Annotated in this window: 23 protein-coding genes and 3 tRNA genes; 8 read left to right on the top strand and 18 right to left on the bottom strand. The window is 64.8% G+C overall.

Annotated elements, in window-relative coordinates; translation table 11 throughout:
- Window positions 1–11 precede the first annotated feature (11 nt).
- The 5 genes from ntrX to dusB form a co-directional block, all read right to left on the bottom strand.
- Window positions 12–1,424: a nitrogen assimilation response regulator NtrX gene (ntrX, locus tag ACED67_RS02980; protein WP_395540042.1), complete on the bottom strand. Its 1,413-nt coding sequence runs from the start codon at window positions 1,422–1,424 to the stop codon at window positions 12–14.
- Window positions 1,421–3,697 carry a sensor histidine kinase NtrY-like gene (locus ACED67_RS02975; protein WP_395540041.1) on the bottom strand — a complete coding sequence of 759 codons (2,277 nt, stop codon included), beginning with the start codon at window positions 3,695–3,697 and terminating at the stop codon, window positions 1,421–1,423. The genes ntrX and ACED67_RS02975 overlap by 4 nt, the downstream gene beginning before the upstream one ends.
- Before the next feature lie 64 nt (window positions 3,698–3,761).
- On the bottom strand, window positions 3,762–5,126 hold the full coding sequence (locus ACED67_RS02970; RefSeq protein ID WP_395540040.1) for a response regulator: 1,365 nt from the start codon (window positions 5,124–5,126) through the stop codon (window positions 3,762–3,764).
- A gap of 1 nt (window position 5,127) precedes the next feature.
- On the bottom strand, window positions 5,128–6,228 hold the full coding sequence (locus ACED67_RS02965) for a two-component system sensor histidine kinase NtrB (protein ID WP_395540039.1): 1,101 nt from the start codon (window positions 6,226–6,228) through the stop codon (window positions 5,128–5,130).
- A complete protein-coding gene (gene dusB, locus ACED67_RS02960; protein ID WP_395540038.1) occupies window positions 6,225–7,202 on the bottom strand; it encodes a tRNA dihydrouridine synthase DusB in 978 nt (325 codons plus the stop codon). The genes ACED67_RS02965 and dusB overlap by 4 nt, the downstream gene beginning before the upstream one ends.
- 184 nt (window positions 7,203–7,386) lie before the next feature.
- Between dusB and ACED67_RS02955 the strand changes: the two genes are divergently transcribed.
- The 3 genes from ACED67_RS02955 to ACED67_RS02945 are packed head-to-tail and all read left to right on the top strand — an operon-like array spanning window position 7,387 to window position 9,481.
- On the top strand, window positions 7,387–8,511 hold the full coding sequence (locus ACED67_RS02955; protein WP_395540037.1) for a bifunctional 2-C-methyl-D-erythritol 4-phosphate cytidylyltransferase/2-C-methyl-D-erythritol 2,4-cyclodiphosphate synthase: 1,125 nt from the start codon (window positions 7,387–7,389) through the stop codon (window positions 8,509–8,511).
- The gene (locus ACED67_RS02950; RefSeq protein WP_395540036.1) at window positions 8,508–9,014 is read left to right on the top strand and encodes a phosphatidylglycerophosphatase A family protein; all 507 of its coding nucleotides are present in this window, start codon (window positions 8,508–8,510) and stop codon (window positions 9,012–9,014) included. Before ACED67_RS02955 ends, ACED67_RS02950 begins: the two co-directional genes overlap by 4 nt.
- Entirely contained in the window at window positions 9,002–9,481 is a 480-nt protein-coding gene (locus ACED67_RS02945; RefSeq protein ID WP_395540035.1) for a CinA family protein, read from the top strand. The genes ACED67_RS02950 and ACED67_RS02945 overlap by 13 nt, the downstream gene beginning before the upstream one ends.
- A gap of 6 nt (window positions 9,482–9,487) precedes the next feature.
- Here the strand turns inward: ACED67_RS02945 and ispG are convergent, their stop codons facing one another.
- From ispG to ACED67_RS02925, 4 genes are all read right to left on the bottom strand, one after another.
- Window positions 9,488–10,612, bottom strand: a complete 1,125-nt coding sequence (gene ispG, locus ACED67_RS02940) for a flavodoxin-dependent (E)-4-hydroxy-3-methylbut-2-enyl-diphosphate synthase (RefSeq protein WP_395540034.1) — start codon at window positions 10,610–10,612, stop codon at window positions 9,488–9,490.
- A 173-nt stretch (window positions 10,613–10,785) separates the two neighbouring features.
- Complete coding sequence (locus ACED67_RS02935) at window positions 10,786–11,994, bottom strand: helix-turn-helix domain-containing protein (RefSeq protein ID WP_395540033.1); 1,209 nt, start codon at window positions 11,992–11,994, stop codon at window positions 10,786–10,788.
- A 133-nt stretch (window positions 11,995–12,127) separates the two neighbouring features.
- Entirely contained in the window at window positions 12,128–13,357 is a 1,230-nt protein-coding gene (gene hemA / locus ACED67_RS02930; protein ID WP_395540032.1) for a 5-aminolevulinate synthase, read from the bottom strand.
- A gap of 129 nt (window positions 13,358–13,486) precedes the next feature.
- Window positions 13,487–13,885 (bottom strand): hypothetical protein, encoded by a 399-nt coding sequence (locus ACED67_RS02925; RefSeq protein ID WP_395540031.1) that lies wholly within the window; start codon window positions 13,883–13,885, stop codon window positions 13,487–13,489.
- A gap of 110 nt (window positions 13,886–13,995) precedes the next feature.
- On the opposite strand from ACED67_RS02925, the gene ACED67_RS02920 reads away from it, so the two are divergent.
- Window positions 13,996–15,381: a dipeptidase gene (locus ACED67_RS02920; RefSeq protein WP_395540030.1), complete on the top strand. Its 1,386-nt coding sequence runs from the start codon at window positions 13,996–13,998 to the stop codon at window positions 15,379–15,381.
- Window positions 15,382–15,392: 11 nt separating this feature from the next.
- Window positions 15,393–15,878, top strand: coding sequence for a GNAT family N-acetyltransferase (locus ACED67_RS02915; protein WP_395540029.1), 486 nt, complete (start codon window positions 15,393–15,395; stop codon window positions 15,876–15,878).
- 52 nt (window positions 15,879–15,930) lie between these two features.
- Here ACED67_RS02915 and ACED67_RS02910 read toward each other — a convergent pair whose 3' ends face one another.
- From ACED67_RS02910 to ACED67_RS02875, 8 genes are all read right to left on the bottom strand, one after another.
- Window positions 15,931–16,188, bottom strand: coding sequence for a DUF1344 domain-containing protein (locus ACED67_RS02910; RefSeq protein ID WP_395540028.1), 258 nt, complete (start codon window positions 16,186–16,188; stop codon window positions 15,931–15,933).
- Window positions 16,189–16,546: 358 nt separating this feature from the next.
- Window positions 16,547–16,623, bottom strand: a tRNA-Asp gene (locus ACED67_RS02905).
- Between the two features lie 487 nt (window positions 16,624–17,110).
- Complete coding sequence (locus ACED67_RS02900) at window positions 17,111–18,049, bottom strand: pirin family protein (RefSeq protein WP_395540027.1); 939 nt, start codon at window positions 18,047–18,049, stop codon at window positions 17,111–17,113.
- Window positions 18,050–18,209: 160 nt separating this feature from the next.
- Entirely contained in the window at window positions 18,210–18,842 is a 633-nt protein-coding gene (locus tag ACED67_RS02895; RefSeq protein WP_395540026.1) for a VPLPA-CTERM sorting domain-containing protein, read from the bottom strand.
- A gap of 306 nt (window positions 18,843–19,148) precedes the next feature.
- Window positions 19,149–19,224: transfer RNA gene (locus ACED67_RS02890), tRNA-Val, on the bottom strand.
- A gap of 229 nt (window positions 19,225–19,453) precedes the next feature.
- Window positions 19,454–20,464, bottom strand: a complete 1,011-nt coding sequence (locus ACED67_RS02885; protein ID WP_395540025.1) for a DUF4339 domain-containing protein — start codon at window positions 20,462–20,464, stop codon at window positions 19,454–19,456.
- Window positions 20,465–20,689: 225 nt separating this feature from the next.
- Window positions 20,690–20,764, bottom strand: a tRNA-Val gene (locus ACED67_RS02880).
- Window positions 20,765–20,788: 24 nt separating this feature from the next.
- Entirely contained in the window at window positions 20,789–21,169 is a 381-nt protein-coding gene (locus ACED67_RS02875; protein ID WP_395540024.1) for an HU family DNA-binding protein, read from the bottom strand.
- Window positions 21,170–21,397: 228 nt separating this feature from the next.
- On the opposite strand from ACED67_RS02875, the gene ACED67_RS02870 reads away from it, so the two are divergent.
- From ACED67_RS02870 to ACED67_RS02860, 3 genes are read left to right on the top strand one after another with little or no spacing between them, the layout of a single operon-like run.
- On the top strand, window positions 21,398–21,829 hold the full coding sequence (locus tag ACED67_RS02870; RefSeq protein WP_395540023.1) for a tail fiber domain-containing protein: 432 nt from the start codon (window positions 21,398–21,400) through the stop codon (window positions 21,827–21,829).
- 57 nt (window positions 21,830–21,886) lie between these two features.
- Window positions 21,887–22,423, top strand: a complete 537-nt coding sequence (locus ACED67_RS02865; protein ID WP_395540022.1) for a dihydrofolate reductase family protein — start codon at window positions 21,887–21,889, stop codon at window positions 22,421–22,423.
- Window positions 22,420–22,962: a TetR/AcrR family transcriptional regulator gene (locus ACED67_RS02860; RefSeq protein WP_395540021.1), complete on the top strand. Its 543-nt coding sequence runs from the start codon at window positions 22,420–22,422 to the stop codon at window positions 22,960–22,962. The genes ACED67_RS02865 and ACED67_RS02860 overlap by 4 nt, the downstream gene beginning before the upstream one ends.
- Before the next feature lie 48 nt (window positions 22,963–23,010).
- Here the strand turns inward: ACED67_RS02860 and lon are convergent, their stop codons facing one another.
- Window positions 23,011–25,416, bottom strand: a complete 2,406-nt coding sequence (gene lon / locus ACED67_RS02855) for an endopeptidase La (protein ID WP_395540020.1) — start codon at window positions 25,414–25,416, stop codon at window positions 23,011–23,013.
- Window positions 25,417–25,517: the final 101 nt, after the last annotated feature.

Genomic DNA, 25,517 nt, shown 5'->3' with positions numbered 1-25,517 from the left:
CAAACCGCGGGTCAGGCGTCGGTCTCTTCGTCCTCGTCCTCGAAATGGGCGCTGCGTCCGCCGGCCTTGCTGGTCGTCACCACCCCCAGCGACTTGAGCTTGCGATGCAGAGCACTGCGTTCCATGCCGACGAAATTCGCCGTGCGGCTGATATTGCCACCGAAGCGGTTGATCTGGGTCAGCAGATATTCGCGTTCGAACAATTCCCGCGCTTCGCGCAGCGGCAGGGTCGCGACCATGCCGCCCAGCACCATGCCATCGCCCGCAATGGGCTGGGCCTCGCTGCTGGGCAATTCGCGCGCATCGATGACGCCACCGGATTCTCCAAGAATCAGAACGCGTTCGATCACGTTTCGCAACTGGCGCACATTGCCGGGCCAGGGCATTGTCTGCAACATTGCCTCGGCCTCGGACGAAAAATCGCGCGCCGGAAGGCCCTGACTGCGATGGAACCAGTCGACGAAATGCCGCGCCAGTTCTGGAATGTCGTCACGCCGGTCCGACAGGGCCGGGACGGCGATCGGCACCACGTTCAGCCGGTCGAACAATTCCTGCCGGAACCGCCCGGCGCGAATCTCGGCCGCAAGGTCGCGTGTCGTCGAGGAAATCACCCGCAGATCGACCCGCACCTTGTCGGTGCCACCGGCGCGGGTGAATTGCTGTTCGGTCAGGACGCGAAGAATTTTCGATTGCGTTCCCAACGGCATATCGGCCACTTCGTCGAAATAAACCACACCGCCATGCGCCTGTTCCAGCAGCCCGGGCTCGACCCCGCGCTCGCTTGTCTCGCGGCCGAACAGCACCTCTTCCATCCGCTCCGGCTCGATCGAGGCCGAAGAAACGGTGACGAAAGCCGCGCCCGACCGGTTGGAATTGGCATGGATGAAGCGCGCGGCCATTTCTTTGCCCGATCCGGGCTGCCCGGTCAGCATCACGCGCCCATTCGACTTGGTCACCTTGTCGAGTTGCGATTTCAGGGCCTTGAAGGCCGGACTTGAACCGATCATCTCGGTCTGGGTCACATCGCGGCGGCGCAGCTCGTGGTTCTCGCGGCGCAGGCGGCTGGTCTCCATCGCCCGGCTGACCACGACCGTAAGCTGGTCGATGTTGAAGGGTTTTTCGATGAAGTCATAGGCGCCTTGTTTGATCGCCGCGACGGCGATCTCGATATTGCCATGGCCCGAGATGATGATGATCGGAATGTCCGGGTTGTCGCGCTTGGTGGCCTTGAGGATGTCGATCCCGTCCATCCGGCTGTCCTTGAGCCAGATATCAAGGATCATCAGCGCCGGAGGATCGGCATTGACCTCGGCCATGCAATCGTCGGAATTTCCCGCCAGGCGAACGACATAGCCTTCGTCCTTCAGAATATCCCCGATCAGTTCGCGAATGTCTTTCTCGTCATCTACGATCAGGATGCTCATGACTCACTCCCCTGGGGCTGTGCCCCCATATTGCGGCCCATCCGGCGCTTGGCCAACCGCGGCAGGCGGATTTCAGCCATCGCGCCCGTATGGGCGTTCCCGGCGAAGACCGGCGCATCCATGAGCGCCAGCGTTCCGCCATGTTCCTCGATGATCTTCTTGACGATGGGCAGGCCCAGTCCGGTGCCCTTGGCCCGCGTCGTCACATAGGGTTCGAACAGCCGTGCGCGGTCGGGCGGCAGGCCGATGCCATTGTCGGCGATGGTGATCAGGCTTTCGCCATCCTGCACGACCAGAGCGATGCGGATTTCCGGTACCAGACCGTCCGGCGCGCCTTTTTCCTGAAGCGATTCAATCGCCTCCCCGGCATTCTTGATCAGGTTGGTCAGGGCCTGGCCGATCATCGACGCATCCAGATCCATCATCACCGGCGTGTCGGGGATGTCGGTCGCAAAGGTCACGCCGGGTTGACCGGCCTTTTGCAAGGTCACCGCATCGCGCAGGATCGTCACCAGATCGGCCTCGCGGCGGTCGGGTTCGGGCATCCGGGCGAATTTCGAGAACTCATCGACGATGCGACGCAAATCGTTGGTTTGCCGCACGATCACATCGGTCAGAGCTTCCAGCTCGGCCGGTTCCCGCACTTCGCCACGGAACTTGCGCTTCACCCGTTCCGCCGAAAGCGCGATGGGCGTGAGCGGGTTCTTGATCTCATGCGCGATGCGCCGGGCCACATCGCCCCAGGCCGCCATGCGCTGCGCGGTAACCAGATCGGTCACGTCATCAAAGGCGACCACATACCCTTCCAGACGGCCATCCTCGCTGCGCCGCACGCTCATCCGCACCAGCAGGCTTTCCAGCCGCCCGCGCCGTGTCAGCCGCACCTCGTCTTGCGCCGCCATGTCGCCATCGGTTCGCAGGTTCTGGAAAAGTCCGGCGAATTCCGGAACGACGGCGTCCAGTCCCTGGCCATGCGGATCGCCTTGCACATCCAGCAGGCGCATCGCCGCCCGGTTGACGAAATCGACCTGCCCCGTCGCATCCAGGCCGATCACCCCTGCCGTGACGTTCGACAGCACGGAATCAAACAGCCGCCGCCGCCGCTCGGTCTGGCGGTGGCTGTCCATCAACGCCTCGCGCTGGCCCTTGAGCTGGCGGGTCATCTGGTTGAACAGGCGGCCCATCATGGCGATCTCGTCGTCGCCCTCTTCCTCGGGCACCTGCACATCCAGATCACCGCCGCCCACAAGCTGCGCCGCGCCCGCCAACCGCCCGACAGGCCGCGACAGGCGCTCGGCGAACCACAGGCCCAGCCAGATCGCCGCAAGGATAAGAATGATCGCGAAGCCCAGGTAAATCAGGCCGAAATTCAGCAAAAGCCGCCCGCGCTCGGATTCGAGCTGATTGTAAAGCTGGACGGTCTGCTGCGTCTCGTCGAGCAGCGACAGGATCGAGCCATCCACCGTGCGGCTGACATAGAGATAGCGGTCGGCGAAGGCCTCAAGATAGACCAAGGCGCGGAACTCGTTATTGTCCCAATCCTCGATCAGCACCACCCCGCCGTCCCGGGCCTTTTCCAGTTCGGCGGGCGGTACGGCTTCGAAACCGAACAGATAGGATCGGTCGCCCCGGGTTTTCAGCGTTCCGGTGCCATCGACCAGATAGGCCTCTTTCAAGCCGCGCTGAATGACCTCCTGGCCCTGGCTCAACAGGGGACGCAACTGATCATCGCGCAGGAAGAAGGTCTTCTGCTTAGCAAGGTTCAGATAGGCGGCAAGCGCCTGCGCATCTTCGGTCAGATCATGGCGCTGCTCATCCTCATAGGCCTGTGCCGCCGCCAGCGACGATCCAACGACCGAGCGTACCCGGTCCGAGAACCAGCCCTCAAGCCCGAGATTGACCGACAGGACCGCGAAGACCGCGACCAGCACGGTCGGCACGAGCGCAACGCCGGCAAAAACCCCCGACAGGCGCAGGTGCAGGCGCGATCCGGCCGACTGGCTGCGCCGGTCCGCCACCATCCGCGCCACGCGTGCCAGCACCAGCGCCGCGATCAAAAGCACATAGACCAGGTCGGCCAGCAGGATCAGCCGCAACAGCGGCGAGGTCGCGCCTTGCGCAAGGGGACCAAGCGCAAGGAAGGTTGCCACAACCAGAACCGGACCCAGGAAAACAAGGCCCAGCGTCGTCGCGGTCTGCACCCGCCGCTGGCGGCGCAGGCGCGAGAACCTGACCCAGACATCCCGTCTAAGTGTGCGATCCAGTGCTGTCATCAACCTGCAACATCTTGTGGTCTTTGGGGGTTGTCCCCCGTTCGCCACGCTTGATGTTGCGGTTTTACATCAGCTTGCGGCGCCGTGTCACGCGGATATCGAGATCGGTGATCTTCTTGCGCAATGTATTGCGATTGATCCCCAGAAGATCGGCGCATTTCGCCTGATTTCCGCCGGTCGCATCCAGCGCGATCTCGATCAGCGGCATCTCGACCTCTCTCAGGATGCGCTGATAGACGCCGGGCGGCGGCAATTGGCCGCCATGAAGGTCAAAATAGCGTTTCAGGTGGCGTGCGACGGAAGCCGACAGCTTCTCGCTTTCATGGCCACCTTTCAGCGGCTCGGCCGCGGGCTGGTTGCCAAGGACCTGCTCGATCTCGGATTTGGTGATCTCGGCCTCGGGCGAGGTGACCAGAAGCCGCCGGATCGTGTTCTCAAGCTGGCGCACATTGCCGGGCCAGGAATAGCTGCGCACCACCTCCTGCGAGTCGGCGGAAAGCCGTCTCACGGTCCCGAAATCGCGCTCGCCCTTTTTCAGGAAATGTTCCGCCAGCAGCGGGATATCCTCGACCCGTTCGCGCAAGCTGGGCACATGCAGCGTGACCCCGCCCAGACGGTAATACAGATCCTGCCTGAACACCCCCGATTCCATACGGTTGTCCAGATCGACCTGGCTGGTCGCCATGACGCGCGGCGCCTTGTCGCCCAACATGTCGAGCAGCCGCACCACGCGGGCCTGCGTGTCCTCGTCGTAATCCGCCACTTCATCAAAGACGACCGAGCCGCCGCGCGCCCGCGCAATCAGGCTGGCGGGTCCGTCGACACCTTGCAGATCCGCAGCCTGGGCCACGATGAAGGGCAGGCTCCGGCGGTCGGAAAAGTCATGGATCGCCCGTGCGATCAGGCTTTTGCCCGTGCCCGACTCGCCGGTGATCAGCACCGGGATATCCGTGTTCATCACCCGCGCCACAAGCCGGTACAGCGCCTGCATCGCGGGGGTCCGGCCCACCAGCGGCAGGTCATCCCCCGCCTCGCGCGGCGGCGTTGCGGGTTTCGGCGCGCGCCGCTTCTGCTCCAGCGCGCGGGCCGAACGCTTCATCAGATCGGGCAGGTCGAACGGCTTTGGCAGGTAGTCGAAAGCCTCGGCCTCGGCCGCCTGGATCGCCGTCATGATCGTGTTTTGCGCCGAAATCACGATGACCGGCAGACCGGGCCGCATCTTGGTGATGCGCGGCAAGCTGTCGAGCCCGTTGCCATCGGGCATGATGACATCCGAGATCACCAGATCGCCCTTGCCCTCTTCGACCCAGCGCATCAGCGTCATCAGGCTTGAGGTCGCATGGACCTTGCAGCCCGCGCGGGTCAGAGCCTGGGTCAGCACGGTGCGGATCGTGCGGTCGTCGTCGGCGACAAGAACGGTTCCATCCATCCTAGCACTCCTTCCGTTTGTCCTTGGGCGCCATGGGCAGCGAGATACGGAACGCGGTGCGACCCGGCACCGACTCCACCGAAATCCAGCCCTCATGGTCGGTTATGATCTTCGAGACCAAGGCAAGGCCCAGTCCCGTCCCGTTCTCGCGGCCCGAGACGAAGGGCTCGAACACTTCGGCCGCGATATCGGGCGGCAGGCCGGGGCCATCGTCGATGACCTCGACATTCAAAGGCAGCGCCGCCGACGGGCCATCCTTGCGCCGCACCCGCAGCGAAAGGTCATAAAAAGTGCGCAGACGGATCGTGCCGCCTTGCGGCCCCGCGGCCTCGGACGCGTTCTTGATCAGATTCAGGAAGACCTGCATGAGCTGGTCGGGATCGGCCCAGGTCGGCGGCAGGGAGGGGTCGAAATCCTCGACGATCGCCATATGGGCGGCAAAGCCGACCATGGCCGATTTGCGCGCCCGGTCCAGCGCGTCATGCAGGTTCACCGCGCGCCGGTCGGGCGGGCGGACATTGCCGAATTGCTCGACCTGTTCCAGCAGCTTCACGATCCGCCTTGTCTCTTCGACGATCAGATTCGTCAGCTCGCGGTCTTCTGGGCTCAGGCTCATCGAAAGAAGCTGCGCCGCACCGGAAATTCCGGCCAAAGGGTTCTTGATTTCATGCGCCAGCATCTCGGCCATGCCGATGGCCGAGCGCGCCGCCGATTTGGCGCCCAGGCTGCGGCCCAGCCGATCGGCGATCTCGCGCGGCGAGAGGATCAGCAGGATCACGCCCGGATTGTCATGCATGGGGGCGACATGGATCGTGCATTGCACCGGGGCGCGTTCGCCCGTGGTCACATCGACATCATTGATGTTCAGCGCCGACTGGTTGGCACGGGCGCGGGACAGCGCCTCTTCCATGGGCGCATCGATAGACAGGCGGTCAAAGACCGGCTGGCCCAGCAGCGCCTTGGCCGACGTGTTCAGAAAGGCCTCCGCCGCCGGATTGGCCTCGAGGATCAGCCCGGTCTCATCAACCAACAGCGACGGCAGGGGCAGCGAGGCCCAGATCACCCCGGGCACCGGATAGGGCATGCGATAGCCGGGGTTCATGCCGCAGCCTCCGCCTCGGCAAAAGTGTCGCGGATGAGGCGGATCACCTCGGCCGGATCGGTCGAGGTCAGGATCGCGTCACGCGCCTGCTCCAGCCCGGCCTCTTCGAGATACCAGCCCAGATGCTTTCGGGCGCAGCGCAACCCCAGCTCGCGCCCGTAGAAGCCCAGGATTTCCTCGTAATGCTGGATGATCATCTCGGCCAAGGCCAGACCCTGCGGAATCTCCGGCTCGGGGCGGCCATGCAGCCGCGCCGCGATCTGCGCCAGGCGCCAGGGCGCGCCCTGGGCCCCGCGCCCGACCATGACCCCGTCGGCACCACTGGCCGCCAGCGCGGTCTGCGCGGTTTCCGCATCGATGATGTCGCCATTGGCCACCACTGGAATCGACACCGCCTCTTTCACCGCCCGGATCGCGGCCCAATCGGCATGGCCCTTGTAGAACTGGCAGCGCGTGCGGCCATGGATCACCACCATACGCACCCCCGCACCTTCGGCCCGCCGTGCCAGTTCGGGCGCATTGTGCAGCGTGTCGTCCCAGCCCAGCCGCGTCTTGAGCGTGACCGGCACCTTCACCGCGCCCACCACCGCCTCGACCAATTCCAGCGCCAGATCCAGATCGCGCAGCAGGGCCGAGCCGCAAAGGCCCGTGGTTACCCGCTTGGACGGGCAGCCCATGTTGATGTCGATCAGCGCGGCGCCCTGCCCTTCGCACCAGCGCGCGGCTTCGGCCATCAGCGCGGGCTCGCGCCCGGCAAGCTGCACCGAGGTTTCATTCTCGTCAAAGCCCAATTCGGCCCGCGCCCGCGCTTCGGGTCGCGCCCGCAGCACCTCATCGCTGGCGACCATTTCGCTCACCACCAGGCCCGCGCCAAAGCGCGAGACCAGCCTACGGAACGGCAGGTCGGTGATTCCGGCCAGCGGGGCCAGCAGGACGGGGGGATCTACGGTGACGGGGCCAAGGCGGAAAGCCACGCGAATCTTGCCTCAAATGCCGTTTCGTTGAGCACAGGCTTCACAGCTAGCCGCTGCCTTGCCATCCTGCCATCTGCCGCTGTCGGAATTCTGACTGATTTGCGGGCAATGCACAAATATTATGCAACAGCGAGCAATTTCTGGACAGATTGTCAGCCGCGCGGGGCTGGCCTAGGAAGGGCATATGAGCACGCATGTCGTCATCGTAGCCGCTGGACGCGGCAGCCGCGCCGGTGGCGATCTGCCCAAGCAATGGCAGATCCTCGCGGGAAAGCCCGTTCTGGCCCATACGCTTGCGGCTTTCGCGGGATTGCCCGTCACTCTGGTCGTCCACCCCGACGAGATGGACCGCGCCCGCGCATTGGCGCCAAAGGCGCGGCTGGTCGCGGGCGGCGCGCAACGGGCGGACTCGGTTCGTGCCGCGCTCGAGGCGCTGGAGGGCAGCGATGCGACCCGCGTGCTGATCCATGACGGCGCCCGTCCCCTGGTGTCCCGCGCGCTGATCGACCGCCTGATCGCCGCCCTGGAGCACGCCTCCGCCGCCGCCCCAGCCCTGCCCGTCACCGACGCGCTCTGGCGCGGCGAAGACGGCCAGGTCACCGGCACCCAGTCGCGCGAAGGCCTCTACCGCGCCCAGACCCCGCAGGCCTTCCGCCTTGCCGAAATCCTCGCCGCACATCGCGCCCATCCCGATGACGCGGCGGATGATGTTCAGGTCGCCCGAGCCGCAGGGCTTGACGTCCAGATCGTCGAGGGCGAGGAAGACAATCTGAAACTGACCTTCCCCGGTGATTTCTTGCGCGCCGAGGCAATCCTGAAAGGCCGCGACTTGGATATCCGCCTGGGCAATGGCTACGACGTGCACGCTTTTACCGAAGGCGATCATGTCTGGCTCTGCGGCGTGAAACTGCCGCATAGTCGCGCGCTTCTGGGCCATTCGGATGCGGATGTCGGCATGCACGCCCTGACCGATGCGATCTATGGCGCGCTGGCCGAGGGCGATATTGGCCGCCATTTCCCGCCTTCGGACCCGCAATGGAAAGGCGCCGCCTCGCATATCTTTCTGCGCCATGCGGTCGATCTTGCCACTGACAAGGGCTTCCGCCTGTCGAATTGCGACGTGACGCTGGTCTGCGAACGCCCCAAGATCGGCCCCCATGCCGCGGCCATGCAGGCGGCGTTGGCCGAGATCATGGGGCTCGCCGTCGACAGGATCAGCGTCAAGGCCACCACCTCGGAACGCCTGGGTTTCACCGGCCGCGAGGAAGGCATCGCCGCCCTTGCCACTGCAACGCTGGTGAAGGGATGAGCGCGGCGCTCGCCACCTTCTTCGGCGCGGGACATCTGCGCCCCGCTTCGGGCACCTGGGCCTCGCTGATTGCAGTGGCTCTGGCTGTTGCCGCCCATCAGGCCGGCCTGGCGCTCTTGGTCCCGCTGGCTTTCGTCCTGGCGACCCTCGCCGGATTCTGGGCCGTGCCACGTTACCTGTCGACCCGCGCCGACAGCGACCCCTCCGAGGTGGTCATCGACGAGGTTGCCGGGCAGCTTCTGGCGATGTGCTTCACCGTGATCCCGCTCTGGCGCCATGGCGTCGCCGACCTGGCGCTGGCCGCCTGGCCGGGCTGGGTCGTGCCCTTCCTCTTGTTCCGGCTGTTCGATATCTGGAAACCCTGGCTGGTCGGCCGCGCCGACCGCCGCCACGATGCGGCGGGTGTCATGCTGGACGATCTCTGGGCCGGGTTGTTCGCGGGCCTCTGCTCCACCGCCCTTGCGGGCCTGTATCATGGCCTGATCCAGCCATGGCTGAGCTGACCCTGCCCGAACAGATCCTGCACCGCGCCCGGTTCTGGGGGCTGCGCCTTGCCACGGCGGAAAGCTGCACCGCCGGGATGATCGCCGCCGCCCTGACCGATCCGCCCGGCTCATCGGACATTTTCGACAGCGGCTTCGTCACCTATTCCAATGCCGCCAAGACCCGGATGTTGGGCGTCCGCCCGGCAACCCTTGCCGCCCATGGCGCGGTCTCGGAACAGGTCGCCCGCGAAATGGCCGAAGGTGCCCGCCTTGCGGCAGGGGTCGGCCTTGCGATTTCCGTCACCGGCATCGCGGGGCCGGGCGGCAGCGAACACAAGCCCGAAGGCAGGGTTTGCTTCGGGCTCGCCCGTGACGGAAGGAAGACCCTTACGGAAACCGTGGATTTCGGCGCTCTGGGCCGCGATGCCGTGCGCCGCGCCACGCGCGACCATGCGCTGCGGCTGATCCTCACCGCGCTGGACTGAGCCCCCCTACTCGGCGGCCTGCGCCTCGGCCTCTGCCAGCTCGGCGGCACGCTTCTCGACCAGTTCGACGATATGGTCGATCATCCTGTCATTGCCCAGCGTATGTGCCTGCTTGCCAGCCAGATAGACCATGCCCTTACCCGCGCCGCCGCCGGTAAAGCCGATATCGGTCATCAAGGCCTCGCCCGGCCCATTCACAACGCAGCCGATGATCGACAGGCTCATCGGCGTCTTGATATGTTCCAGCCGCTTCTCCAGCGCCTCGACCGTCTTGATCACGTCAAAGCCCTGCCGCGCGCAGGAGGGACAAGAGATGATCTGCACCCCCCGCGTCCGCAGCCCGAGCGATTTCAGGATCTCGTAGCCAACCTTGACCTCTTCCTCGGGCGCGGCCGACAGCGAGACACGGATCGTGTCGCCGATGCCGAACCAAAGAAGGGAACCCAGCCCCACCGCCGATTTCACCGTGCCTGCCATCAGCCCGCCGGCCTCGGTGATGCCCAGATGGATCGGCGCATCGGTCGCCGCCGCCAATTGCTGATAGGCCGCCGCCGCAAGGAAGACATCGCTCGCCTTACAGCTGATCTTAAACGCGTGAAAGTCGTTGTCCTGCAACAGCTTGATATGATCCAGGCCCGATTCCACCATCGCATCCGGGCAGGGCTCGCCGTATTTTTCCAACAGGTGCTTTTCCAGCGATCCGGCATTCACCCCTATGCGGATCGAGCAGCCATGATCCTTGGCCGCCTTCACCACCTCGCGCACGCGGGCCGCATCGCCGATATTGCCCGGGTTGATCCGCAGGCAGGCCGCGCCCGCCTCGGCGGCCTCGATGGCACGTTTGTAATGGAAATGGATATCCGCCACGATCGGGACCGGGCTTTCGCGCACGATCTCGCGCAGGGCGCGGGTGGAAGCCTCATCGGGCGTCGAGACCCGCACGATATCCGCCCCCACCTCGGCACAGCGCAGCACCTGCGCCACCGTCGCCTCGACGTCCGACGTGTCGGTATTGGTCATGGTCTGCACCGAGATCGGCGCGTCGCCGCCCACAGGCACGCGCCCGACCATGACCTGACGGCTCTTGCGCCGCTCAATGTTGCGCCAGGGGCGGATCGGGTTGTGGGTCATGGCGCGGAACTCCGTCTGGAAGCTGCGCGGACCATAGTCCCGCGGCCGGTCAACGGCAACCGGGCGACGCCAAAGTCAGCAGAAGGTGAAACGGCCCCCTGCCCCTTCACCGATGTTCAAACGCTCTCTGGGGTCCCGGCTGCACGGCGCAGCCGCGGCATATGGCCAGCCAGTCAGGGCGCGACGGTTCCTGCCGAGGCATCGGCGGTCATATAGGTCGCCAGATCGCCATCCTTGGCCATATCGGCCAAAGTGAACTTTTGCGACAGCGCCTCGGGCGAGAGCGCGATGTCCTTGACCACCTGCGCGCCCGGCGCGGCGGGGCCATAGGTCTGGCCATTCACCACGAAATAGACCGAACCGGAATTGCCGGTGCGGAAGACGGCGGCGCTTTCCAGCGGCGGCACGGCATAGCGTTCGCCCGCATCGAGGATCTTCTCGAGCAGCACCGTGCCATCGGCGGAACTGACCCGCACCCAAGAGGGGCGCACGGCCAGAACCTCGACGCCCGGCTTGGCATCGGCCACCACTTGCACATCGGTTCCCAGCGCTTCGGCAAGGGCCGCGTCGATTGCGCCTTCGCCCGAAGCGGCGGTTTCGGACGGAACAGGGCCACGATCGGGCTTGATCGCGGCGATCGGCCCGTCACGCGACACCAGGACCGGCACGTCCAGCGCCTGCGGTCGATAAAGCCGGTCCATCAGATCGCCATTTTGCGCCGTGGCATCGGCCAGCTTCTCTTCGGTCTGCCCTTCGGTCGCGGGTGCAGCCGGGCGCGGCGCGGTGGCCGGCGTCAGCGGATCGATTTCGGCAACCACGACCGGGGCCTCATCCACGGGGGCAAGCTGGACACGCTGCACTTCGCGCAGGATCGACCAGCCGCCATAACCCAGCGCGCCGACCAGCACGGCCAGAACGGCCAAGGACCCAACGGCCGCAGGTTCGATCCGGCTCAGCCAGCTTTCGCCGCGCGGCACGAAGGCGGCATTGGGATTGGCCAGAGGATCGGCGAATTCAACCCGCGCCCGCGCTTCGCGCACCCGCTGCGGTGACGCGGCAGCGGCCATGCCATGGGCGACGGTGAAATTGGCTTCATTGCAGAAACGCGCAAAGGCCCAGTCCGGGTCCATGCCCAGATAGCGTGCGTAAGAGCGCACATAGCCCGCGACGAAGCCCGGCGTCTCGAAGGCCGAGACATCGGCATTCTCGATAGCGGCGATATAGGTGGCCTTGATCTTCAATTCGCGCTGGACGTCCAGAAGCGACTTGCCCAGCGTGGCCCTTTCGCCGCGCATGACATCGCCCAACCGCAGTTCGAAATCGTCGAAGCCCTTTGGCTTCTCCTCTTCCGTTGCGTGAGGTTTGGACCTCCAGCCGATCATCAGAACCCTGTCCCCTTGGCGCCTGTTTTTGTGGCCCGTCGCTTGGCGCGAGTCGCCCCCAAAGCGACTCACCCGGGCTTGGTATTGCGTTTACGCTAGCACAGGGCAAGGCCCTTTGCACATGCGAGAAACCTCAGGCCGAGGCCTCGGCGCGATTCAGCGCACAATGCTGCCAGAGCGCATCCATCGCCTTCACCAGCGTATCGATCTCTTGCGGACCATGCACCGGCGAGGGAGTGAAACGCAGCCGCTCCGTGCCGCGCGGCACGGTCGGGAAATTGATCGGCTGGACATAGATGCCATAGTGATCCAGCAGCATGTCCGACAGCATCTTGCAATGGATGGGGTCGCCGACGTGGACAGGCACAATATGCGAGTTTTCGTCGATGATCGGCAGGCCCAGACCCTTGAGCCGCAGCTTCAGGATCTTTGCCTGGGTCTGGTGCTTTTCACGCAGGGCGCGGCCGCCCTCGCCCTTGAGGAAGCGCACCGAAGCCGCAGCCCCCGCGGCGACCGTGGGCGGCAGCGAAGTGGTGAAGATGAAGCCCGGCGCATAGGACCGGATCGCATCCACCATCTTCGCAGATGCAGCAATATAGCCCCCGAAAACGCCGATGGCTTTCGCCAAAGTCGCGTTGATCAGGTCGATGCGGTGCATCTGCCCGTCGCGCTCGGCCACCCCTGCGCCACGGGGGCCGTACATGCCGACGGCATGAACCTCGTCGATATAGGTCAGGGCGCCGAACTCCTCGGCCAGATCGCAGATTTGCTTGATCGGCCCGAAATCGCCATCCATCGAATAGACCGATTCAAAGGCGATCAGCTTTGGCGTTGCCGGATCGTCGGCTTCCAGAAGCGCCCGCAGATGCGCCAGATCATTGTGGCGGAAGATCCGCTTCTCGCCACCGCCGCGCCGCACACCTTCGATCATCGAGGCATGGTTCAGCGCGTCGGAATAGATGATCAGCCCGGGAAAGATCGCCCGCAGGGTCGAAAGCGTCGCGTCATTGGCGATATAGGCGCTGGTAAAGACCAGCGCGGCCTCCTTGCCATGCAGATCGGCCAGCTCGGCCTCAAGCCGCTTGTGATAGACCGTGGTGCCCGAGATGTTGCGCGTGCCGCCCGAACCCGCGCCCGTCGCGTCCAGCGCCTCATGCATCGCTGCCAGCACCACGGGATGCTGGCCCATGCCCAGATAGTCATTGCCGCACCAGACGGTGATCTCTTTTTCGGTCCCGTCCGGACGGGTCCAGACCGCATGAGGGAACTGACCCTGCCGACGCTCGATGTCGATGAAGGTGCGGTAGCGCCCTTCCTCGTGCAGCCGGTTCAGCGCAAGATCAAGCTGGGCCTCGTAATTCATCCGGTCGTCTCCTGGCGTATACGCTTGGGCTGACCTAGCCCCTTCCTCGCATTGTGGCCTTGATATGCGTCAAATCCGGGCGCAAAGGCAGGGGACGAATTGTCACCCCCCGTCCTCTTCTATCCCCTCTCAGGGGGCCGGGGCAATCTCAAGAACGGTCACACAGGCCGCGCCTTCCTTGCGCGCCGCCTCGCAGCCCTTCAGCGCCGCGTCGCGCGCCTCTTCGGCACTGGCCAGCCCGGCGATCGCCACGGCCGAAGCGACGGGCTTGCCCTCGCGGATGAAGCCCTCGTCCGGGGCCGCGGCCATGGCGGCAAAGCCCTTGGCGGCATCCGGCACGAAAATCGCCAGCGCCTGCTCATTGGTCATCACCAGCCGCAGCGTCGTCAGTTCCTCGGGCGTAAGGAAGGGCTGGACATGCAGCGTGATCGCCGATCCGGCCAATGCACCGGTTTCGACCGGCACCTCCTGTGCCTGCGCCGCCGTGATCCCCGCGACAAACGCGCCCATCACCAGAATTGCCCGCATCCGAAATCCTCCGTGCCGTTCTCTCCCCTCCCTACCCCAAGCCGCCCGCTCTGGACAGTCCCCGGCCGCCTGCTAGGCTGACCGCCGCATAACAAGATGGAGAGCGCGCCATGTCCGCCAACCCGCAACTCGACCCCGTCCTCGCCCGCATCGACGCCGATCTGCCGCAGGCGCTGGATCGGCTGATGGACCTTCTGCGCATCCCCTCGATCTCGACCGATCCGGCCTACAAGCCCGATTGCGCCCGCGCCGCCGACTGGCTGGTCGCGGATCTGAAGGGTCTGGGCTTTGACGCCCGCGCCGCCGCAACGCCCGGCCATCCGATGGTCGTGGCCCATGGTGGCGAAGGCCGGCGCCATATCCTTTTCTACGGCCATTACGACGTGCAGCCGGTCGATCCGCTGGCGCTCTGGACCCGCGATCCCTTTGACCCGGCCATCGAGGACGGCCCGAAAGGCAAGGTGATCCGTGCCCGTGGTGCCTCGGATGACAAGGGCCAGCTGATGACCTTCATCGAGGCCTGCCGCGCCTGGAAAGCCGTCCATGGCAGCCTGCCCGGCAATCTGACCATCTTCCTGGAAGGCGAAGAGGAATCGGGCTCGCCCTCGCTGATCCCCTTCCTTGAGGCGAACAAGGAAGAGCTGTCCTGCGACCTTGCCCTGATCTGCGACACCGGGCTTTTCGACAGCGCCGTGCCCGCGATCACCACCATGCTGCGGGGCCTGTGCAAAGCCGAGTTCACCATCCGCGCCGCCAGCCGCGACCTGCATTCCGGCATGTATGGCGGTCTGGCCCGCAACCCGCTGCATGTGATGTCCAGGCTGCTTGCTGGCCTGCATGACGAGACGGGCCGCGTGCAGGTGCCGGGCTTTTATGACGATGTCGAGGAACTGCCTGAAAGCCTGCGCGCCCAGTGGCAGGCGCTTGCCTTCGACCATGGCCGGTATCTGGGCGATGTCGGCCTGTCGGTTCCGGCGGGCGAACAGGACCGCACGCCCTTGGAAAAGATCTGGTCGCGGCCCACGGCCGAAGTCAACGGCATGTGGGGCGGCTATACCGGCGCCGGGTTCAAGACCGTTCTGCCCTCCGAGGCCCATGCCAAGGTCTCGTTCCGCCTCGTCTCGCACCAGGACCCGGTGAAAATCCTCACCGCCTTCCGCGCCTGGGCCGAGGCGCAGATGCCGCCAGACGTGACCATCACCTGGCATGACGGGGTGGAAGGCGCGCCAGCTTCGGTCATGGCGATCTCGGACCCGGCATTCGAAGCGGCGCGTCAGGCCCTGACCGACGAATGGGGCCGCCCGGCGGCCTTTGTCGGCGCTGGCGGTTCGATCCCGGTCGCAGGCTATTTCAAGTCGATCCTCGGCATGGATGCAGTGTTGATCGGCTTTGGCCGCGACGATGACCAGATCCATTCCCCGAACGAGAAATACGATCTTGCCAGCTTCCATCACGGCATCCGCAGCTGGGCGCGCGTGCTGGCGCGGATCGCGTGATGGCGGTGCAGATGGATTCAGCGAGTGTTGATGTCGGGATGATTGGCGTGGCGCAGCAATGCGAAATCCGCTGGATCGCGGCGGGCGACAAGCCTGCCTTCCTGGGCCTCTGGCGGCACTATCTCGATTTCTACGACGTCACCCTGACGCCCGATGTGACCGAGGCGACTTGGCAGCGCCTGCTCGATCCCGCCTCGGCTTTGGGCGGGAGGGTGGCGCTGCGCGAGGGGCGGCTCGCCGCTTTCGCGCTGCATGTCAACCATGCCTCGACCTGGGTCACGGGGGATGACTGCTATCTGGAAGACCTTTTCGTCGATCCCGCGCTGCGCGGATCGGGTCTCGGCCGGGCGCTGATCGACGATCTGATTGCGCTGGCCCGCGCGCGGGGCTGGCAGCGCCTGTACTGGCACACAGCGCAGGACAATGCCCGGGCGCGGCGGCTGTATGACAGCTATGTTCTGAGCGACGACCATATCCGCTACCGCATCGCGTTGTGATGCAATGAAAAGGGGGCCCGGAGGCCCCCTTTCCCGCAGCATGTGCATGGTGTCAGCTCGCGGCCTTGATCGTATCGATCTGATGCTGCGTGCCGACCAGCGTCCAGGTCAGCGTCACCTTCTCGCCCACCTTGAATTGATCCGCCTTGTCGCCCTTGGGCAGGACATAGACCGAGCCATCGGCCAGCGTGATCGTCATCGCCGCCGGATCGATCGCCTTGATGGCGCCCGAGGCCTGCATCGCGCCGGCCAGTGCGGCAGTGGCGGTCAGTCCGGCCAGGGCCAGGGCGGAAAACATGCGGAATTTCATGATCGTTCCCCGAATTGGGGCCGGTGGCACGCAGCCGTTCCGGCCTTCCTCCTGCACGGGACGCCGGGCCTGTCGCGTCGGCGGTCTGGCATCTCGGCGCGACCACCCGGCAGGCTCTGTACCGTGCGAGGCAGAAGCTAGCGCGGCGGCGCGAGTCGCGAAATCCCCCCTCCGTCGGGCTTGATCTGCCGCGAGGCGGCGGGAGAACGGCGTGAGGTTTTCGTGATCACCTAAGTGAGGGCAGGCAGGTTAAGAATGTGTGAATCCCTCGCTGGCAAGCCATTGAAATCACACAATGAAGCCTAATGTCCCTGCGTGGGACAATCCGGGCGGATCATGTTTCAAAGGGGAAGGAAAGTGGCGCGGTTGACGGGGCTCGAACCCGCGACCCCCGGCGTGACAGGCCGGTACTCTAACCAACTGAGCTACAACCGCACATCCCATCCCGGCTGCCCGGGCGTGGGGGGCTAGATACGCGGGGGGGCGGGCGCCGTCAAGCGCGGGAACGCCAAAATAATCAGTCCCGCGAAAATTCCCTGCGCTCCGGTCCCGCGCGGTGCCGTGACGGCGAAAAGCGCGGCCATTGCGCCCGCCGCCTTGCGGCCTTCGGGCACGCGAGAGCCGTGCTTGCGTGCGTGCCAGAGGCGCCGGGGACGCGTGGAGCGAAGGCGGCGACAAGCCCCCCGAATCCACCGGGAGGCGCGCGATCCCGGCGCAAGAGGCCGCTCATTGGGGCCGCCGTGGGGCGACAGGATCGGCGCGCCCTGCCCGCCAGCCGCGCCGTCGATGACGATACCGTTCGCGTAGATGCGGAAGCCGCAGGCTCTTCGGCCCGCCGTCCCGCTTTATCCAGGCGCAAAATACGCCGCAACAGAGGCCTGCGTAGCCCTCATCGGCGGCAGCGCCCTCTCCGCCCCGACCCCTACTTCTCCGGCGCCGGGATGAATTCGCCATCATCCCCCGGCGGCAGACGGAATCGCCCATGTTGCCAGTCGCCCGCGCGCCAGGCTTCTTTGGCGGCGTCGATCTTCTCGCGCGAGGAGGCGACGAAATTCCACCAGATGAAGCGCGGTCCGGCCATTGTAGCCCCGCCCAAGAGCATCACCCGCGCGCCCTGCGCCCCGGCCCGCACCGAAACCCTGTCACCCGGACGGAAGACCAGCATCCGCCCCGCCTCGAAGGTCTGGCCGCCCTGGCTGACCGTGCCTTCCAGCACATAGACGCCGCGATCTTCATGGTCATCAGGCAGCGGGATCGCCGCGCCGGGGGCCAAGACCGCATCGGCATAGAAGACTTCCGAGGGCATCTCGAGTGGCACTTTCTCGCCCCAGGCCGTTCCGAGGATCAGCCGCACCTGCTTGCCCTCACCCTCCAGTTCGGGCAGCGCCTCGCGCCCCACATGGATAAAGCCAGCCGCATCCTCTTCGCGGGCCTCGGGCAGCGCCAGCCAGGTCTGCAGGCCGAACATCGACAGGGGCGCCTTGCGCGCCTCGCCATCGGTGCGTTCGGAATGGGTGATCCCCTGCCCCGCCATCATCCAGTTTACCGCGCCCGGCTCGATCCATTGGTCCGTGCCCAGGCTGTCGCGATGATGCAAGCGGCCCTTCATCAGATAGGTCACGGTGCCAAGGCCGATATGCGGATGCGGCCGCACATCGATCCCCTCGCCTGTCAGGAACTCGGCCGGGCCCATCTGGTCGAAGAAGATGAAGGGGCCGACCATCTGACGCTGGGCCGAAGGCAGAGCGCGGCGCACCTCGAATCCGCCCAGATCGCGCGCGCGCGGCACGATCACGGTCTCGATCGCATCGACCTGATCGCCGATCGGAATGGTGGGGTCGAGAATGGGATTCCAGCTCATCGCAGCCTCCTGTCATCTGCCCCCAAAGATCGTGCGCCAGCGCAGGAAAGACAATCGTCATCTCCGCACATAGCCTGCGCATCTGGGCCAAAACCAAAACAGGCAGCCCGGGGGCTGCCTGTCTATGGTCATTCAATAGGATCGTTCTATCGGATCAGGATCAGGCAGCCTTGCGGCGACGCAGAGCGGCAAGCCCGGCGAGACCACCCAGCAACAGCGCACCGCCAGCGGGCAGCGGCACCGGCGAGGGCGGAGTTTTACCATCGTCATAGGTCAGTTTGATGTCGTCAATCAGGCCAGTGCCTGCGCAAGCAGGGCCGTTCTTCTTCTTCTTGTCGTCATCGGGCGGGCAGGACATGATGAACTGCACCCACTTGATACCCTGGAAGAAGGGGTTCCCACTCACATCAGCGACCTGGCCGTCATCGTTGTGGCCGTAGACCGCATCGAGAAGGGACAGGCTGCCCTTGTCGGTCGTCACCAGCATATCATCGCCCTTGCCGATGAGCAGGAACCAGAAGGACTTGATGGAGAACGTCATAGAAGCCACAATGGAAAGCTCGGCCGGTCCCTGAGTATTGACCTTCAGGCACGGCTTCATCGACTCGGACCCGTTGCACTTCGAGTCATTCACAACCCCAGGCGTGTCCTCGTCGAACGAAAACGGAGCGATGACATAGGGCTTGTCATCGAAAGTCACGGTCATATCGACCGGCGCGGCGTGAACTGCCGCCGCCCCCGCCATGAGGGCCGCAGAAAAAACTGTCGGCGCGGCAAATTTGAAATTCATCATTGTGGCTACTCCTGGCACACAGAGCGTCTATAAATTCCTTCCTCCTATAGTCGCATAGGACGCAATCCAGATCAAATTGCGTCACAGTTTGGCCATATTTTTGCAGCCCTGCGCATACTTCCAACCTTTCAGTACAACCCAAAATTGCGCCGACCTTGCAGTAAGCGAACAATGCCTCTCGCGGTTTCCAAATCATCGACAATCCTGCACCGGGCTGCGGCGCGAATCACTTGCGACGGGCATTGCCGTAAGTGGTCAATAGGGTACGTGAGCGTTACCCTGGACAGATCGACACGGTTTGGAGGATGGTGGGTGGTGAGGGGCTCGAACCCCCGACATTCTCGGTGTAAGCGAGACGCTCTACCAACTGAGCTAACCACCCGACGCATCGCGAGATAGCGCTCTGACGCCCGTGATGCAAGCCCGCCTCGGGCCGGTGCAGCAGGGCCGTCCCAATCCCGTCCGGGCCTTGCCTCAACAGTCTGGCGCACGCGCTTGACGGTGCGGGGGATGGATCAGGATGCGTGCTTGCAGCCCGGGCAAATCCACTGCCCGCAACGGCAAGGCCCCGGCCCTTGCGGACCGGGGCTTTCGTGCCGAAGCGGGGCCTGTCAGGCAGTCAGGCGCGTCCATTCGCTGCCATCGACGATCAGCGTTTTGCCATCAATCACCTGCACGACGAAACTGTCCGTGCCGGTATTGACCTGGGCGGGAAAGCCCATCGACGGGATCGAGACATAGGTGGTGGCGATCACCGTCACTTGGCCCTGCCCGTTCGGTCCTTCCTCCACGGTCCAGCGACCCGCCGTGCTGACCACGATCTCGACCGGATAGGCACCCATGCCCGGAACGACGGCGAGGATCGTGCCATTGGCAGTGTAGGTCCCATCGGGGTTGAAGACCTGGATGATCTCGGCATCGCCCATGCCGAGACCGTCGACCGGGATCATGCCGTCGATCTCCCAGGTGCCGGGCAGCGCCGCCGCGACAGTGACAGGCGCAGGCACCGGAGCGGCAACCGGCGCGGCCGCAGGGGTCTTGCCCTCGTCCTTGCCGGTGCCCAAGGCAGCCGATTTCGGCGCGGTCTCCAAGAGCTTGTCCAGCTCCGCCACATCCGCGGCCTTGATCCAGTTGGCCATACCCTCGGTCCAGACCAGGGATTCTTCGGTGAGCGTGCCCTTTGCCACCATCTCGCGCAGCTCCGCCTCATCCAACGGGCCGACGGGCTTGCCGTCGATGCCGACATAATAGGCGGGCATCTGCGGCAGCGGGGGCGGCGTCACCTCGACCGGCAGGGCGGGCGGCACGGCGATCGGCGCGACAAGCGCGGGAACGATCACGGCAGGCGCTTCCGCAGGGGTTTCGGCGGCGGGTTCGGTTGCGGCGGCGACCACCTTCAGCGTATCGCCCTTCTCATCCGCCTTGGCCGCATCGGCGATGATCGCCGGGGCGCCCAGAACCGGCGTGACCACGCCGATGACAGCCGGGGCCTCTGCCACAGGGATCGCGCCGTCCATATCGCCCGCAGGCCGCTGGGCGCCGATATCAAGCGCAAGAGACGGGGTGCCAAGCACAGCGGCAATGGCGAAAACCGAAGCGCGAAGGGTGTATGCAACTTTCATCTGATCCTCTCCTGTGTGTCGATTGCCCCGCTGTTCCGGTGGGGCGGTAAAGCTGTGGAGAGAGAGATGCGCCGGTCGGGGGATTCCTTCAAATGACAAGGGCTGTCATCTTTCGGGCGCCGTGCAATCCGTTGAACCGACTATGATTTTTTACCGAAGAATCGAAAGGGCCGGTCCTGATTTCGCAGAGCCGGCCCCCTGATCCAGCCATCTGGCCGGAAAGAATGGTGGGCGATAACGGATTTGAACCGCTGACATCTTCGATGTGAACGAAGCGCTCTACCGCTGAGCTAATCGCCCGAACCTGAATTCGGTGCGGTGCTTCTAGCTATCCTCGCCGTCCTCTGCAAGAGGCTCATGGACATGTTTCGCGCGATGTGCGCCGCGTCTGACTTTCATCGTCAGATGCGCCGCGCCGTCCTTCTCGGTGGTGCGGGTGATGCGGGTGCGGCCGAAGCCCGGAAGGTTCATGTCCTCGCCCTTGGCCATGGCATCGCCCAGGACCTTGAGCGTGGCCTCGACCATCTCCTTCACGTCCTTACGCTTGCCGCCCGTCGCTTCGGTGACGCGGGTCACCAGGTCCTTGATCTTGAGGCCCGGACCCTTCTCCGCCACTGCTGGCGGGTTGGCTTGCGCTGCCTCGGGGGAAGCCGCGGGGTCGGCTTCGGCACTGGCTTTGGCTGCGCTCGATTTCTTGGTTGCCATCGGAAAGGTCCTTCTTTTCCGGCTTTTTCGGAAAGATTATCGACGCTCTGGAAGCAAAGCCACAGGAAACATGCTTCTGTCTCCGGCCGCGCAACCCGATCTGTCTGGAAAGACTTGATCGGCGCGGTCTTCGCCGCAAAACTGGCCAATGGCACGCCATCCGCATCGTCGGACCACGCGCCCGCCGGATTTCAGCACAACACCTGTTGCCTATAGGGGAGAGAATACATGAAGAAGTCGCTGTACTTGTCTTCGGCCCTGGTTCTGGGCGTCCTGTCGCACCCCGTCAGCGCGGGCGGAATGGCCGAACCGGTGATGGAACCCGAGGTGGTGCGCAGCGAGACAGCCTTGTCGGGCAGCCATGATTTCCTGGTGCCCCTGATGGCGTTGATCATGTTTGCTGCGGCCGCGAGCAATGGCAATGCCCCCGTTCCCGTGGTCAGCGACCGGCGCTGCAAGACGGATATCCGTGCGGTCGGCATGACGCCGCAGGGCCTCGCCCTTTATCACTGGCGCTATCCGGGCCTTGACGGGGTTTGGCAAGGCGTGATGGCCGACGAGGTCGCCGTCCGCCGCCCCGAGGCGCTGGTCCGGCTTCCCTTCGGCATCAAGGCGGTGGATTACCGCCGCCTCGGCCTGGAGTCGCGCCGCGTCACCTGAGGCTTGCTTCGCCGCACCCTCCCTTTATTATACTATGTATATTAAAGGGAGGGTGCCGTGACAGGGGGCTACGTCTTCATCGCGACCAGCTTGGACGGGTTCATCGCCCGGCAGGATGGCGACATTTCCTGGCTGCTCGCCCGCGACGATCTGGCCGAGGATCATGGTTTTGATCCCTTCATCGGCCGGATGGACGCGATGGTGATGGGGGCGGGAACCTGGGCGGCGGTACAGGAACTCGATCCCTGGCCCTATCCGGTTCCTGTCCTTGTCCTTTCGCGCCGTCTTGCCGGACAGGCGCCCCCGGCACGGCTGGAAGGCAGGGTCCGGTTCGTGGATCTTGCACCCGAGGCCGCGATGGAGATGCTGGCGGCCGAAGGGGCGCAGCGCGTCTATGTCGATGGCGGCCAGGTGATCCGCAGCTTTCTGCGGAAAGGCCTGATCGCCGAGATCATCCTGACCCAGGTGCCGGTCCTCTTGGGTCAGGGCTTGCCGCTGTTCGGCCCCCTGCCCCACGACATCGACCTGAAGCTGCTGGCCAGCCACGCTTTCCCCTCGGGCCTGGTCCAATCGCACTATCGGGTGGCGCGATGACATCGCGCGGGCGCCCGCGCAAAGAGGGGCGCGAAGACCTGCCCGACCGCATCCTCGCCACGGCCCTTGCGATCCTTGATGCCGATGGTTGCGAAGGACTGACCCTGCGGCGCCTCGCGGCGGCGCTTGGCCTGACGCCCATGGCGCTGTATCACCACCACGCCGACCGCGCCGCCCTGATCCGCGCCCTGGCTGACCGCGCCTATGCGGGCGTCGACGCCCCGGCAGAAGGGACGGCCCGGCAACGCCTTGCCGGGCTGATCGCCGCCTATCATGCGGCGGTCCAGGCCCACCCTGCCCTGACGCTGGAGATCTTCCGCGACCCCGCCGCCTTTCCCGCTGAGGCGCAGCGCATCACCGACCGGCTGGAGAACCTGCTGCGCGAGGCAGGGCTCCATGACCCCGCCGTGCTGGCCTGGCGCGATATCCTGATCGACTTCACCCATGGTGCCGCTCTGGCGCTTGCCGCCCATCCGGGCGCCACAGCCACCCCCGGCGCGCTTGATCACCTTCTCGCCGCCCTGCCCCTTGCGCAATGAAAACGGGCGGCCCCGAAGGACCGCCCGCTTCAACGCTTTCCTGGAGGATCAATGCGCGATCTGCGCCGGGGCCTCGCCCCCTGCCTTGCGGGCGGCGGCTGCGGCTTCCTCGGCCGCTTCGTCCCAATCGACCGGCTCGGGCTGGCGCACCAGCGCCTGGGCCAGAACCTCGCGTACATGCGTGACCGGAATGATCTTGAGCCCGGTCTTCACGTTCTCGGGGATTTCGGCCAGATCCTTGGCATTCTCCTCGGGGATGAACACCGTCTTGATGCCGCCGCGCAGGGCTGCCAGCAGCTTCTCCTTCAGGCCGCCGATCGCCATCGCATTGCCGCGCAAGGACACCTCGCCCGTCATGGCAATGTCCTTGCGTACCGGGATCCCGGTGATCACCGAGACGATCGAGGTCACCATGGCCAGACCGGCCGAAGGCCCGTCCTTGGGCGTCGCGCCATCCGGGACGTGGACATGGATATCCATCGTCTCGAACTTGGGCGGCTTGACGCCAAGCTGCGGGCTGATCGAGCGGACATAGCTCGACGCCGCCTCGATCGATTCCTTCATCACCTCGCCCAGCTTGCCCGTGGTCTTCATCCGCCCCTTTCCGGGCAGTTTCAGCGCCTCGATCTGCAACAGATCGCCCCCAACACTGGTCCAGGCCAGACCCGTCACCACGCCGACCTGATCCTCCTTCTCGGCCAAGCCATAGCGGTGGCGCTGGACACCAAGGTATTCCTCGGCCTTTTCCGGCGTGACATCGACCTTCTTGGTCTTGCCCTTCAGGATATCGGTCACCGCCTTGCGCGCCAGCTTGGCGATTTCGCGCTCAAGGTTCCGCACCCCGGCTTCCCGCGTATAGTAGCGGATCACATGGGTCAGCGCCTGGTCCGAGACCACGAATTCGCCCTTCTTCAAACCATTGGCCTTGACCTGCTTGGGCAGGAGATGGCCCTTGGCGATCTCGCGCTTCTCGTCCTCGGTATAGCCCGCGACCGAGATGATCTCCATCCGGTCAAGAAGCGGGCCCGGCATGTTGTAGCTGTTGGCCGTGGTGATGAACATCACGTTCGACAGGTCGTATTCCACTTCAAGATAGTGATCGACGAAGGTCGAGTTCTGTTCTGGATCCAGCACCTCCAGCAGGGCCGAAGCCGGGTCACCGCGGAAATCCTGCCCCATCTTGTCGATTTCATCGAGCAGGATCAGCGGGTTCGTGGTCTTGGCCTTTTTCAGCGACTGGATGATCTTGCCGGGCATCGAGCCGATATAGGTCCGCCGGTGGCCGCGGATTTCCGATTCATCACGCACGCCGCCCAGCGAGATGCGGATGAATTCGCGCCCCGTCGCCTTTGCGACCGAACGGCCAAGCGAGGTCTTGCCCACGCCGGGCGGGCCAACGAGGCACAGGATCGGGCCCTTGAGCTTGGTCGACCGCGCCTGCACGGCGAGATATTCGACGATCCGCTCCTTGACCTTGTCCAGACCGTAGTGATCGGCATCGAGCACCTTCTGCGCGGCGCCCAGATCCTTCTTCATGCGGCTTTTGACGCCCCAGGGCACGCCCAGCAGCCAGTCAAGGTAGTTGCGCACCACGGTCGCCTCAGCAGACATCGGCGACATGGTCTTGAGCTTCTTGACCTCGGCCTCGGCCTTCTCGCGAGCTTCCTTGGACAGTTCGGTCTTGCGGATGCGCTCTTCCAGCTCGGCGACCTCGTTCTGGCCCTCCTCGCCATCGCCCAACTCGCGCTGGATCGCCTTCATCTGTTCGTTCAGGTAATACTCGCGCTGCGTCTTCTCCATCTGGGTCTTGACGCGCGACTTGATCTTCTTCTCGACCTGCAGGACCGACAGTTCGCCCTGCATCTGGCCATAGACCTTCTCAAGCCGTTCGGCGACGGTCAGCGTTTCCAGAAGCTCCTGCTTCTGCGCGACCTCGATGCCCAGATGCCCCGCGACCAGATCGGCCAGACGCGCCGGTTCGCGCGTTTCGCTGACCGCCGACATCGCCTCTTCGGGGATGTTCTTCTTCACCTTGGCATAGCGTTCGAATTCCTCACCCACGGCGCGGACCAGCGCCTCAACCGAGGCGCTATCGCCGGTCTGTTCGTCCAGACGAACGGCATTCGCCTCGAAGAAAGAGGGGTTTTCCAGGAATTCGGTGATCTTCACGCGGGCCTTGCCCTCGACCAGCACCTTCACGGTGCCATCGGGCAGTTTCAGAAGCTGGAGAACATTGGCCAGCACGCCGACGCGGTAGATCCCGTCGGCTTCGGGGTCATCGACCGTGGGGTCGATCTGGCTGGACAGCAGGATCTGCTTGTCATCGGCCATCACCTCTTCCAGCGCCCGCACCGATTTCTCGCGACCCACGAACAGCGGCACGATCATATGGGGGAAGACCACGATGTCGCGCAGCGGCAACACGGGGAAGCTGGAGGACAGGGGTTCGTTCATCTTGTCATCCTTCATAGGCGGCAGACGGGACCGGACCCCGACCATCGGCAATCCGGTCGTCCCCGCGGACTGATTAACTTGTGTACCCGCATCGGGGGTTT

Origin of the sequence: Neotabrizicola paludis, assembly GCF_044142105.1 — a bacterium.
In the GTDB taxonomy this organism is placed as follows: Bacteria; Pseudomonadota; Alphaproteobacteria; order Rhodobacterales; family Rhodobacteraceae; genus Pseudogemmobacter.
The sequence above is the reverse complement of the archived record's forward strand: the minus strand, read 5'-3'. Positions and strand labels throughout refer to the sequence as shown.